The sequence below is a fragment of the Pantoea sp. GW821-FHT03E06 genome (assembly GCF_059420725.1).
Genome location: NZ_JBWKUG010000001.1, coordinates 1,967,843 through 1,979,627 on the forward strand (window position 1 = coordinate 1,967,843; position 11,785 = coordinate 1,979,627).

Annotated in this window: 11 protein-coding genes; 6 read left to right on the plus strand and 5 right to left on the minus strand. The window is 55.4% G+C overall.

Going from position 1 to position 11,785, the window contains the following annotated elements; genetic code table 11:
- Positions 1-5 precede the first annotated feature (5 nt).
- Together AC07WB_RS09180 and AC07WB_RS09185 are read right to left on the minus strand one after the other, a co-directional pair.
- Positions 6-932 (minus strand): glycine betaine ABC transporter substrate-binding protein, encoded by a 927-nt coding sequence (locus tag AC07WB_RS09180; RefSeq protein WP_097097366.1) that lies wholly within the window; start codon positions 930-932, stop codon positions 6-8.
- A 17-nt stretch (positions 933-949) separates the two neighbouring features.
- The gene (locus tag AC07WB_RS09185) at positions 950-1,666 is read right to left on the minus strand and encodes an ABC transporter permease (RefSeq protein ID WP_494940367.1); all 717 of its coding nucleotides are present in this window, start codon (positions 1,664-1,666) and stop codon (positions 950-952) included.
- Between the two features lie 383 nt (positions 1,667-2,049).
- On the opposite strand from AC07WB_RS09185, the gene AC07WB_RS09190 reads away from it, so the two are divergent.
- Positions 2,050-3,510, plus strand: a complete 1,461-nt coding sequence (locus AC07WB_RS09190; protein WP_494940368.1) for an MDR family MFS transporter — start codon at positions 2,050-2,052, stop codon at positions 3,508-3,510.
- Positions 3,511-3,541: 31 nt separating this feature from the next.
- On the opposite strand, the gene AC07WB_RS09195 is transcribed toward AC07WB_RS09190, so the two are convergent.
- Together AC07WB_RS09195 and AC07WB_RS09200 are read right to left on the minus strand one after the other, a co-directional pair.
- A complete protein-coding gene (locus AC07WB_RS09195; RefSeq protein WP_494940369.1) occupies positions 3,542-3,847 on the minus strand; it encodes a DUF1161 domain-containing protein in 306 nt (101 codons plus the stop codon).
- Between the two features lie 52 nt (positions 3,848-3,899).
- On the minus strand, positions 3,900-4,235 hold the full coding sequence (locus AC07WB_RS09200; RefSeq protein ID WP_097097362.1) for a DUF1283 family protein: 336 nt from the start codon (positions 4,233-4,235) through the stop codon (positions 3,900-3,902).
- Between the two features lie 131 nt (positions 4,236-4,366).
- Here AC07WB_RS09200 and AC07WB_RS09205 point away from each other — a divergent pair, with 131 nt between their 5' ends.
- The gene (locus tag AC07WB_RS09205; protein ID WP_176519176.1) at positions 4,367-4,696 is read left to right on the plus strand and encodes a YnfA family protein; all 330 of its coding nucleotides are present in this window, start codon (positions 4,367-4,369) and stop codon (positions 4,694-4,696) included.
- 62 nt (positions 4,697-4,758) lie between these two features.
- Here the strand turns inward: AC07WB_RS09205 and ydfG are convergent, their stop codons facing one another.
- Positions 4,759-5,505 carry a bifunctional NADP-dependent 3-hydroxy acid dehydrogenase/3-hydroxypropionate dehydrogenase YdfG gene (gene ydfG, locus AC07WB_RS09210; RefSeq protein ID WP_049852249.1) on the minus strand — a complete coding sequence of 249 codons (747 nt, stop codon included), beginning with the start codon at positions 5,503-5,505 and terminating at the stop codon, positions 4,759-4,761.
- Positions 5,506-5,886: 381 nt separating this feature from the next.
- On the opposite strand from ydfG, the gene guaD reads away from it, so the two are divergent.
- The 4 genes from guaD to xdhC are packed head-to-tail and all read left to right on the plus strand — an operon-like array spanning position 5,887 to position 11,785.
- Complete coding sequence (gene guaD / locus AC07WB_RS09215; protein ID WP_494940370.1) at positions 5,887-7,215, plus strand: guanine deaminase; 1,329 nt, start codon at positions 5,887-5,889, stop codon at positions 7,213-7,215.
- Positions 7,212-8,660, plus strand: coding sequence for a xanthine dehydrogenase small subunit (gene xdhA, locus AC07WB_RS09220; RefSeq protein ID WP_494940371.1), 1,449 nt, complete (start codon positions 7,212-7,214; stop codon positions 8,658-8,660). The genes guaD and xdhA overlap by 4 nt, the downstream gene beginning before the upstream one ends.
- A complete protein-coding gene (xdhB, locus tag AC07WB_RS09225) occupies positions 8,650-11,016 on the plus strand; it encodes a xanthine dehydrogenase molybdopterin binding subunit (protein ID WP_494940372.1) in 2,367 nt (788 codons plus the stop codon). The genes xdhA and xdhB overlap by 11 nt, the downstream gene beginning before the upstream one ends.
- Positions 11,003-11,785 carry a xanthine dehydrogenase accessory protein XdhC gene (xdhC, locus tag AC07WB_RS09230; protein WP_097097358.1) on the plus strand — a complete coding sequence of 261 codons (783 nt, stop codon included), beginning with the start codon at positions 11,003-11,005 and terminating at the stop codon, positions 11,783-11,785. The genes xdhB and xdhC overlap by 14 nt, the downstream gene beginning before the upstream one ends.

The following is an 11,785-nucleotide window of genomic DNA, read 5'->3' on the forward strand; positions in this document are numbered from 1 at the left end:
CCTCCTTACAGCATGTTTTTAGATTGAAGGAAATCACGCGCCACCTGTTGCGGTGACTGATGATCAATATCGACACGCTTATTCATCTCGGTAATCGCTTCGTCATTAATCAGGGCCGACAGCTGATTAAGGGCGCTATCCAATCCCGGATGACTTTGCAACACATCCTGGCGCACCACTGGCGTGACGTTGTAACTTGGGAAGAAGTGCTTGTCGTCCTCTAACACTTTGAGTTCAAAACCTTTCACACGCCCATCGGTGGTATAGATCAGGCCGGCATCCACAAAACCATCACGAATCGCGTTGTACACCAGGCCCGGATCCATCTGGCGAATCTGCGGTCGATCCAGCGGCATGTTGTAGGCTTTTTGCAGCGGCTTCAGGCCGTCGGAGCGTCCTGAGAACTCGAGATCCAAACCGAGTTTCCAGTTGTGTTTAGGATCGTTTTTACGCACCTCTTCCAGCTTCGCCACCAGCTGCGACATGGTGGTGATGCCTTCTTTATCCGCGCGGTCACGCTGCATGGCGAACGCATAGGTGTTGTTCATCGGAGCAGGATTGAGCCACACCAAACCCAGTTTGGCGTCCAGCTGTTTGACCGTTTTATAGGCGTCTTCCGTCGACATCGGTTTATTGATGTGATTAAAGATGATCAGCGAAGTGCCGGTGTATTCCCAGGTCATATCAATCTGTTTATTGATCATCGCGTTGCGACCAATGGTGGTGGCGATATTGGTCTTTGGGATCACCTGAAAACCTTTCTTCTGCAACCACAACACCGTCATCGCGGACAGGATGTGTTGCTCGGTAAAGCTTTTGGTCGCCATGGTAATCGGTGTTGCGGCGGCGGCGCTTTGGCTGATTGCCAGCGTCGCGGTCAGTGCCAGCGCCGTACGTTTAACCCAGCGCGCCAGCTTATTGGCAGTAGCCATCACAAAACTCCTTGTGTTTAAGCCGCAGAGTGCGGGCTGAGATAACGTCCCAATGCCGCCAGCAGCATATCGAGAATCAGCGCGACCAGAGCGGTAGCGACTGCGCCAAGAATAAGCGTGGGGAAATCATTGAGATAGATGCCGGGGAAGATCAGCTCGCCAAAGCTGCTGGCGCCAATCAAGAACGCTAATGGCGCGGTTCCTACGTTGATGGCGGTAGCGATGCGGATACCGGCTAAAATCACCGGTAACGCGTTGGGGATCTCCACCTGGCGCAAACGCTGGAATTTGGTCATACCTATACCATTGGCGGCTTCGATTAACGACGGCGGAACCGCGCTTAAACCGGCAAAAGTATTACGCACAATCGGCAATAGTGAAGCGAGGAACAGGGCAATGAGCGCAGGGCGATCGCCGATACCGACAATCACCATGGCCAGCGCCAGAACGGCCAGCGGCGGCAGCGTGTTACCTACGTTGAAGATTTGCATTACATATTCAGCCCAGCGACGGGCGAACGGACGACTAAGTAAAATACCGCTGGGAATCCCGACCAGCAGCGCAAAGAACATCGACCAAAACACTAAAAACAGATGCTGCTGTCCGAGATAAACCAAATCTTCCCGGCGATCGCGCAGCGTATTTAAACCCAGCCCCCATACCAGCAGAGCAATCACCGCGACAATCGCGAGCAGAGCCAGCCCCGCGCGGCGGGCGAGCGATGCATTTTGCATAGCCAGTGTCTCCCTGATTCGAAAAATCGTTCGATATGCTTATGTCATTCCCAGGATGGTGGCGATGTGAGCCATACTCACACACGAAAATCCTTCACCCCGTCAAATTGCAGTTAAAATGACTGTTTGCTAATGCTTTTTCAGCGAATAACTGGAAAGCACCGTTTAGAGCTATAGCAATGCTTGTCGAATAGCGCCAGTTTTTACGGCAAAATCAGACAGATAGAAATCACAGGAAATCACAGCGAACCCGCATGGAATAAGGCATCATCCGACAATAAAAAAATTTCATCGAAATGCGTGACGCTGTCACAAATAGGCGCACGCAGAGGAAACTGCTATTACGAATTTTCAGCTAGCCTTGTTAGAAATTAGGGAGGCGTATGACTGAAACTGCAGAATTGAATACGGAACATCGCCATTGGATTCTCATCGGCTGCATGCTGGCCATGTTTATGGCGGCAATTGAGGTCACCATCGTGGCCACCGCGATGCCGACGATCATTGCCGATCTCGGCGGTTTTTCGCAGTTTGGTTGGGTGTTCTCCATCTATCTGCTCACCCAGGCGGTAAGCGTGCCGCTGTATGGCCGCCTGGCGGACATGTGGGGCCGTAAACGGCTGCTGTTTATTGGTGTTACGCTGTTTTTGCTTGGCTCCATTCTCTGCGGATTTGCCCACAACATGACGTGGTTAATTCTGTTCCGTGCTTTTCAGGGCCTGGGCGCGGGCGCCATTATGCCGCTGACATCGACCATCGTTGCCGATGTCTATTCTCCGCGCGAACGCGCCAGCGTTCAGGGCTGGCTCTCCAGCGTGTGGGGTATTGCCGCAATTATTGGACCACTAAGCGGCGCATGGCTGGTCCAGCACTTTAGCTGGTCGGTGATTTTTTGGGTCAACGTGCCGATTGGCGTGCTTTCGATGCTATTGCTGGCGCGGTTCCTGCCAACGCGTGAGCACCATCAGGATTCCGCACTTAATCTCACCGGCAGCTGCTGGCTGATGATATGTGTAACGGCATTATTAGTCGCGCTGCTGCAAGCGGAAGTACTTGGCTATTGGTTATTGCCGTTCCTGGCGCTGGCGCTCATTGCCGCATGGCGCTTAAAACATCATGAACAGCGCGCCGATGCGCCCCTTTTCCCGCTCGAAATTTGGCGCAGTCGCCTCATCGTCGCGGGTAACGTGGGCAACCTGATCATAGGTGCCACCATGATGGGCATTAGCGCATTTTTACCCACGTGGATTCAGGGCATCACCGGCGGCACGCCGCTGCAGGCGGGCAGCGCATTAGCAATGATGTCGATTGGTTGGCCGCTGGCGAGTACCTTGAGCGGCCGATTGATGTTGGTGACGTCGTATCGATTTACCGCACAAATGGGTGCACTGCTGCTGATTGCGGGCAGCGCGTTACTGTTACTGCTGCGCAGTGATAGCTCCATTATGCAGGCCGGTTTTACCGCGTTTGTAATGGGGACCGGCATGGGAATGACCACCACGACCTTTTTGGTATCGGTACAGAACCACGCGCATTATGACATTCGCGGCATTTGCACCGCGTCGATCATGTTTAGCCGCATGATAGGGTCGGCCATTGGTACCGCTTTGATGGGGGCGGTGCTCAATCTCAATCTGTCACTGCGTTTGCCGCAGGCAGAGGATCCGATGCAGAAAATCATGTCGCCCGAAAGCCGTCAGGCGCTGCCAGAGGCGACGTTGCATGCCTGGACTGGGCAAATTGCCACCTCATTACACTGGGTGTTTGTCGTGTCGCTGTTGATTGCGCTGTTGACGTTGGGAGTGGCATGGCTGATGCCGCGCCAGCGGCCGGAAGCGGAGTAAAAGCAGGGCGGCCAGGATGCCGCCCGAAAGATTATTGCGCTGAGCTATCCTGAGAACTGCCTGCGCTGTCTGGCACGCTGCTGTCAGCATCATGGCCATTTTTCTTGTAAACAATCTTCTGTGTGTCATTTTCACAATGACCAACCACCTGACCACCAGCCTGATCGGCTTGATCGGCTTGATCGTTGGGGACAATATCAAGCGTGAAGTCCGCTTCAGCGACGCCGTTATTGATAATTTTTTTGCTGATATCCGCTTTAACACTTTCACACGATGCCTGTGCTAACACCGGAAGAGCCAGCATGGCCATCAGCAGAACTGCATTACGTTTTTTCATCATTCACTCCTTTGGTAAGAATTCCTTTGCAAACTATAGCAGCGATAACGCATTAGGGCGCAACGGGGCGTCCGGTACGACGATCAAGGCAACGCAGCGTGTTAGGTTCCCAATAGGCGTTAACGTTGTAACTTTTCTCGCACGAATCACGCGTATCAAAGGCTTTATCCGCTTTGTCGAACTCTTTCTCAACGCGGGTATTGACCTTGTTACGCAGATTTTTTGTGTCGTTCCACTGCTCTTTGCTTTGACGCGCTGCTTCATTGCTGGACGCACTGTTGCCATTTTCAATAATCAGGCGATCGGTATTTGCAGAAGCCAGCGGCGCGGCCAGTAATGCGCTGGAGGTCAGCACGGTTACCAGCAGGGTGGAATACAGTTTTTTCATCTTCATTTCCTTCAGTTTAACACCAGCACAGCCGGGATCATGGCTGTAACAACCATGGACGCTAGTATATCATCGCTGCTTCTTTGCTCACCAGCGGTGAGCTATTTGTTTAGGTTAGAGAGAGATTTTCAATGCTGGTGAAAACCACGTTGCTGTTTTTCATTACAGCGATTGCGGAAATTGTCGGGTGCTTCCTGCCGTGGCTCTGGTTAAAGAAGGGCATGACGGCCTGGCTATTGCTGCCAGCGGCGGCGAGTCTGGCGCTGTTCGTTTGGTTATTGACGCTGCATCCAGCGGCAAGCGGACGCGTCTATGCGGCCTATGGCGGCGTGTATGTGTTGACCGCGCTAATCTGGCTGCGTGTGGTAGATGGCGTGAAACTGAGTACCTGGGATTGGGTCGGCGCGCTGGTGGCGTTTAGCGGTATGCTGATTATTGTGGCCGGTTGGGGACGCGCTTAATTTGGTAGGGTCGCCATTTATGGCGACCTGGTGCGCATGAATGCGCACCCAACAAAATCACATTAACCTTTATGCACCTTCAAACCTGCGGTGGTTTGCGTTACGGGCATAATCTCCAGCGTATTAATGTTGACGTGTTTTGGCAGCGTGGTCACCCAATAGACCGCTTCAGTAACATCTTCCGCCGTTAGAGCGGTGGTGCCTTCATATACCTGTTCCGCTTTGCCATCATCGCCTTTAAAGCGCACGTTAGAAAACTCGGTGCCGCCAACCAAACCTGGCTCAATATCGGTTACGCGCAGCGCGGTGCCGTGCAGATCGGTACGCAGATTCAGGCTGAACTGACGCACGAACGCTTTGGTCGCGCCATAAACGTTACCGCCTAAATAGGGCCAGCTGCCGGCAATCGAACCGATATTCACAATATGCCCCACGTTGCGCTCAACCATCGCTGGCAGCACCGCGCGCGTCATATACACCAAGCCTTTGTTGTTGGTGTCGATCATATTTTCCCAGTCTTCAATATTGGCTTTATGCGCCGGTTCAACGCCCAGCGCCAGGCCGGCATTGTTCACCAGCACATCAATATCGCGCCATTCGGCGGGCAGGGCAGCAATCACTTCGTCGATGGCGGCACGATTGCGCACGTCCAGCTGCACGGTATACAGATTGTCGCCCAGCTCCTCTTTCAACTCTTTTAAGCGCTCAGCGCGACGTCCGCTGGCGATCACCTTGTGACCTGTAGCAATGAAGCGGCGGGTGATACTTTGACCAAAACCAGCAGTTGCGCCAGTAACAAAAATAATCATCTCACTGTTCCTTAAACGATTTCAGGTTATCAGCCACACCTTAGCATTAACCTTCAACCCATGCTCATGAAAACCAAAGGCAAGCTGTTGCAGGATTTTGCCTGCACGTTGAGAGTGCAATCGCGCACCACAAAGACGCATGTCATCGAGCTTGGTACGCGCTCAATGAAGCAAAACTCAGCGCAGTGATAAATAGCAACCGTTTGCCAACATAAGCAATCGGTTGCGCATACGATTGCAGTGCCAGCTTGACACAAAAACCAGTCGAATCAACCTATTATATTGAATTTAAACAGTATTTTTTGTTCTTTGCGTTGGCATGCGCTTTGCAAACTATCTTTAAGCCATTACCTGCACATAAAAAAGCACCAAGGAACCGTTATGCCTTACGCATCCGAAACGCTGCTGCGCGCCAGCTTCTTTGATATCACCGCTCTGGCCGCGCAGCCGGACGACATCGCCGCCAACGCACGCTATCTCGAAGATGGCTTATTAACGCTGCGCGACGGCAAAGTGGTCAGCCTCGAAAGCTGGCAGATCGCGGAAGGGCGCGTCAATCCAGCCGAGGTTACCGATCTGCGCGGCAAACTGATTGTGCCGGGCTTTATCGATACCCATATTCATTACCCGCAAACTGAGATGATTGGTGCCTTCGGCGAGCAGTTACTCGAATGGCTGAATCACTACACCTTCCCGGCGGAAAGCCAATATCACTGTCCCGATCACTCAGCAAAAATGTCGGCGTTCTTCCTGCAACAGCTGTTATCAAACGGCACCACCACCGCGCTGGTGTTTGGCACCGTGCACAAACAGTCGGTGGATGCACTATTTAGCGCGGCGCATCAATTGGATATGCGGCTGATTGCCGGCAAAGTGATGATGGATCGCAATGCGCCGGAATACCTGACTGAAACGCCCGAACAGAGCTACCAGCACACGCGAGAACTGATTGAACGCTGGCATCAACGTGGTCGCCTGAGCTACGCGCTCACGCCGCGCTTCGCGCCGACATCCTCACCGGAACTGCTGGACAAAGTGCGTCAGCTGCGCGAAGCGTATCCAGACGTGTGGATGCACACGCACCTGAGTGAAAACCAGCAGGAAATCGCCTGGGTAAAAGCCCTGTTCCCTGAGCGTGACGGATATCTCGACGTCTACCATCATCACCACCTCACCGGCAAACGCAGCGTGTTCGCCCACTGTTTGCATCTGGAAGATAAAGAGTGGCAATGCCTGCACGACACCGATTCATCGATTGCGTTCTGCCCGACCTCAAACCTGTTTCTCGGCAGCGGCCTGTTCAATATCAAACGCTGCTGGCAGCAGGGCGTGCGCATGGGCATCGGCACCGATGTCGGCGCCGGCACCACCTTTAACCTGCTGCAAACGTTGGGCGAAGCGTATAAGGTCGGCCAGTTACAGCAGTACAAACTGAGCGCCTGCGAAGCGTTCTATCATGCCACCCTGGGCGGCGCGCACGCGCTCGATCTGGATGACGTCATCGGCAACTTTAATCCCGGTAAAGAGGCCGATTTCGTGGTGCTCGATCCGGCGGTTTCGCCGCTGCAGAAGCTGCGCCATGCCAATAGCAAAGATATCTGGGAGCGCCTGTTTGTGCTGATGACGCTGGGCGATGACCGCAACATCGCGCAGACCTGGGTGAGCGGCAAACCGGTATGGCAGCGTGAAAGTGAGGAGCAAATCGCATGATTCAGTTTTTACTCAACAATCGTTTAGTGACCGAACACGCGCTGGATCCCAACCTCACCGTGCTCAACTACCTGCGCGGCCAGCAGCAGCGACGCGGCACCAAAGAGGGCTGCGCCTCAGGGGATTGCGGTGCCTGCACCGTCACGCTCGGTAAGGTCGTCGATGGCCAGATGCACTATCAGGCGGTCAACAGCTGCCTGACACTGGTCAGCAGCCTGCAGGGTAAGCAACTGATCACCGTGGAAGATCTTAAACAGGGCAGCGAACTGCACAGCGTGCAGCAAGCGATGGTGGATTGCCACGGATCGCAGTGCGGTTACTGCACGCCGGGCTTTGTGATGTCGCTGTTCACCCTGCAAAAAAACAGTGGCGGCTGGAATCGTCATCAGGCGGAACAGGCATTAGCGGGCAATCTCTGCCGCTGCACCGGTTATCGTCCGATCATGGAGGCCGCGCAGCAGGCATGTGAACACGCACATGCGGATGCGGATGCGTTCACCGCCAACGCCGCCTCGCTGGTGCAGCGTTTACAGGCGCTCAGCAACGATGACGTGCAGATTATTGAAGCCGATGGCAGCCGCTGTTATCTGCCGAAAACCGTGGCGCAGCTCGCCGATCTTTATCAGCAGCATCCCGAGGCACGTTTAGTGGCGGGCGGCACCGATCTGACACTGCAGATCACCCAGCAATATCAACGCCTGCCGCTGTTAATTGCGCTGGAGCAGGTTAACGAGCTGAAGGTTTGCCACGAGGATCATGACCATATTTATCTCGGTGCCGCCGCGTCCTTGCAGCAGTGCTACCAGTTTCTGGCGCAGCACATCCCGGCGTTTAGCCGCATGCTGGAGCGTTTTGCCTCGCTGCAAATCCGCAATCAGGGCACGCTGGGCGGCAACATTGGCAATGCATCACCAATTGGCGATTGTGCGCCAATGCTGCTGGCGTTGAACGCGCAGCTGGTTTTGCAGCAGGGCGAACGGCAGCGAAAAGTTCCGCTCGATCAATTCTTTACCGCATATCGCCAAACGGTAATGCAGCCGGGTGAGTTCATTCACAGTATTACTATTGCCAAAGTGACGGTGTCACCCAACTTTGCCGCATGGAAAGTGGCGAAACGACTGGATGATGATATTTCCGCGGTGTTCGCCGCCATCAATCTGCACATCAGTAATGATGTGATTGTGGAAGCGCGTATCGCCTTTGGCGGCATGGCGGCAACACCGAAACGCGCGCTGGCAGCGGAAACAGCGCTGCTTGGCCAGCCGTTGAATCTCACCAGCATCGAAAAAGCCTGTACCGCGCTGAGCGTGGATTTCCAGCCGCTGAGCGACTTCCGCGCCAGCGCTGATTATCGCCTGCAGGTGGCACGCAATCTGCTGCGCCGCTATTACGCGCAAGCGTCTGGCGAGCTGACCATTACCGAGGTGTCGCGCTATGTCTCATAACCGCCCGGAACTGAATGAAACCCTGCTGAAAACGCAGTTCGCCACCGGCATGCAAACTGGCGTGGGGCGCAGCAACAAACATGAAAGTGCCGAGAAGCACGTCTCCGGTGAAGCGCTGTATATTGACGATAAGCCGGATTTACCGGGATTACTGCATCTCTGTCCGCGCCTCAGCGAGCACGCGCACGCGCGCATCCTCAAGCTGGATGTGCAACCCTGTTACGCGGTGCCGGGCGTGGTCAGCGTATTGACCTGGCGCGATGTGCCGGGTCTCAACGATGTTGGGCCGCTGGAGCCGGGCGATCCGCTGCTGGCGCAGGACAAAATCGAATACTTCGGCCAAATTGTGATTGCCGTCGCGGCCGACTCACCGGAAGCGGCGCGTGCCGGCGCTGCGGCAGCGGTCATTGAATATGAAGCACTTCCGGCGGTACTCGACGTGCGTGAAGCACTGGAACAGCGCTTCTTTGTGCAGCAGCCACATGTTCATCAGCGCGGTGATGCGGAAGCCGCGCTGGCGCGCGCGCCTCGGCGAATCAAGGGCGAGTTTCATATCGGCGGCCAGGAGCACTTCTATCTGGAAACCCAGACGGCGCTGGTGATTCCTGGCGAAGACGACAGCCTGCAGGTGTTCTCCTCCACGCAAAACCCCACCGAAGTGCAAAAACTGGTGGCGGAAGTGATGGGCATCACCATGAACAAAGTCACCATCGATATGCGCCGCATGGGCGGTGGCTTTGGTGGCAAAGAGACGCAGGCGGCAGGCGTGGCCTGTTTATGTGCTATCGCCGCACGGCAATTGCGTAAACCGGTGAAGATGCGTCTGGCGCGGCGCGACGATATGCAAATCACCGGCAAACGCCACCCGTTTTTTGTACGTTACGACGTCGGCGTTGATGACGATGGGCGCTTCTGCGGCGTGAAAATTGATTTGGCCGGCAACTGCGGCTATTCGCTCGATCTCAGCGGATCGATTGTCGATCGCGCGATGTTTCACGCCGATAACGCCTATTACCTGGGCGATGCGCTGATCACCGGCTATCGCTGCCGCACTCACACCGCGTCTAACACTGCTTATCGCGGCTTCGGCGGCCCGCAGGGCATGGTGGCGATTGAGCAGATCATGGATCACATCGCGCGGGAAATGGGACTGGACCCGCTTGAGCTGCGCAAACGCAACTATTACGGCAAAACCGATCGCAACATCACCCATTATTACCAGCAGGTGGAAGACAATCTGCTGGATGAGATGACCGCCCAGCTCGAAATCAGCAGCGAATATGCGGCACGTCGCCGTGAAATAAGCGCCTTTAACGCCAGCAACCGTTTGATGAAACGTGGGCTGGCGCTGACGCCGGTGAAATTTGGCATCTCCTTTACCTCCAGCTTCCTTAATCAGGCGGGCGCGCTGATTTTGATCTACACCGATGGCACGGTGCAGCTCAATCATGGTGGTACCGAAATGGGTCAGGGGTTAAACACCAAAGTGGCGCAGATTGTGGCGGAAGTGCTGCAAATTGATATCAGCCAGATTCAGGTCACCGCCACCGATACCGGTAAAGTGCCGAATACCTCGCCAACTGCTGCCTCAAGCGGCGCCGATCTCAACGGCAAAGCGGCGCAGAATGCCGCGCAAATCCTGCGCGATCGCATGACCGAGATGCTGTGTCAGCAGCATCAATGTGCTGCTGACGCGGTGAGCTTTAGTAACGGCATTGTGCGCGTTGGTGAGAAGCACTTTACTTTTGCGCAGGTGGCACAGCTTGCCTGGCTTAACCAGGTGCCGCTCTCTGCCACCGGCTTCTATAAAGTGCCGGGTATCCATTACGATCGTGCCGCCGGACGCGGCAAACCGTTCTATTACTTCTCTTACGGCGCCGCCTGCTGCGAAGTGTTGGTCGATACCCTGACCGGCGAATACCGCCTGCTGCGCGCCGATATTCTGCATGATGTGGGCGCCTCACTGAATCCCGCTATCGATATCGGGCAAGTGGAGGGTGGTTTCGTGCAGGGCATGGGCTGGCTCACCTGCGAAGAGCTGGTATGGAATGATAAGGGCAAACTGCTCACCGACGGCCCGGCCAGCTACAAAATCCCGGCGATCAGCGATGTGCCGAGCGATCTGCGCGTCACGCTGGTGGAGAATCGCAAAAATCCGCAGGACACGGTGTTCCATTCGAAAGCCGTTGGCGAGCCGCCCTTTATGTTAGGCATTGCCGTGTGGTGTGCGTTGCAGGATGCCGTCGCCAGCGTCGACAATTATCGCCGCCATCCGCAGCTGGATGCACCCGCCACGCCAGAGCGGGTGTTCTGGGGGATTCAGCGCTTATCAGGAGCAGAGCATGATTTATCATGACTGGATCAGCGTGCTGCACAGCCTGCGCGAAAAGCGCGAAAGCTGCGTGCTCATCACCGTGCTCAGCGAGCGTGGCTCGGTACCGCGCGATCGCGGCAGTAAGATGGTGGTAAGCGCCAGCGATACGTTTCTGACAATTGGCGGTGGTCATCTTGAGTACCAGTGCATTGCGCAAGCGCGTGCCATGCTGCAGCAGCGGTGCACGCAACCGCGCAGTGAAGAGTTCGCGCTGGCCGCACGTCTCGGCCAGTGCTGCGGCGGTCACGCCACGTTGCTGTTTGAGCCGCTGATGCAGCATCAGCCGGAAATTCACCTGTTTGGTGCCGGTCATGTTGGCCAGGCGTTGGTGAATTTACTGGCCACCTTGCCGTGCCATATCACCTGGATTGATAGCCGCGCCGCACAGTTTCGCACGGTACCGGCTGGCGTCACGGTGCGCCAGGTCGACGATCCAATCGACTGTGTGCAGGAAGCCGCACCTGACAGTTACTTTGTGGTAATGACCCACGATCATCCGCTGGATCTGGCGCTCAGCGAGGCGATTCTGCGCCGCGGCGATTTCCGCTATGCCGGGGTGATTGGCTCGGCGACGAAAGCCCAGCGCTTTCGCTATCGGCTGGAGGGCAAAGGCATTGCTGCCGAATCCGTTGCACGCCTACGCTGCCCGATTGGTTTAGCGGATGTGAAGGGCAAGTTGCCAGCTGAAATTGCGGTGGCGGTGGCGGGCGAAATCATCAGCGTTTATCAGCAGCAGGCGATAAGTTGTTGA

Bases quoted from the DNA above. Each gene is read 5' to 3' on its own strand.
- AC07WB_RS09180 (WP_097097366.1), bottom strand. From the start codon at position 932: ATGGCTACTGCCAATAAGCTGGCGCGCTGGGTTAAACGTACGGCGCTG.
- AC07WB_RS09190 (WP_494940368.1), top strand. From the start codon at position 2,050: ATGACTGAAACTGCAGAATTGAATACGGAACATCGCCATTGGATTCTC.
- AC07WB_RS09200 (WP_097097362.1), bottom strand. From the start codon at position 4,235: ATGAAAAAACTGTATTCCACCCTGCTGGTAACCGTGCTGACCTCCAGC.
- xdhC (WP_097097358.1), top strand. From the start codon at position 11,003: ATGATTTATCATGACTGGATCAGCGTGCTGCACAGCCTGCGCGAAAAG.
- guaD (WP_494940370.1), top strand. From the start codon at position 5,887: ATGCCTTACGCATCCGAAACGCTGCTGCGCGCCAGCTTCTTTGATATC.
- ydfG (WP_049852249.1), bottom strand. From the start codon at position 5,505: ATGATTATTTTTGTTACTGGCGCAACTGCTGGTTTTGGTCAAAGTATC.
- AC07WB_RS09195 (WP_494940369.1), bottom strand. From the start codon at position 3,847: ATGAAAAAACGTAATGCAGTTCTGCTGATGGCCATGCTGGCTCTTCCG.
- AC07WB_RS09185 (WP_494940367.1), bottom strand. From the start codon at position 1,666: ATGCAAAATGCATCGCTCGCCCGCCGCGCGGGGCTGGCTCTGCTCGCG.
- AC07WB_RS09205 (WP_176519176.1), top strand. From the start codon at position 4,367: ATGCTGGTGAAAACCACGTTGCTGTTTTTCATTACAGCGATTGCGGAA.
- xdhA (WP_494940371.1), top strand. From the start codon at position 7,212: ATGATTCAGTTTTTACTCAACAATCGTTTAGTGACCGAACACGCGCTG.
- xdhB (WP_494940372.1), top strand. From the start codon at position 8,650: ATGTCTCATAACCGCCCGGAACTGAATGAAACCCTGCTGAAAACGCAG.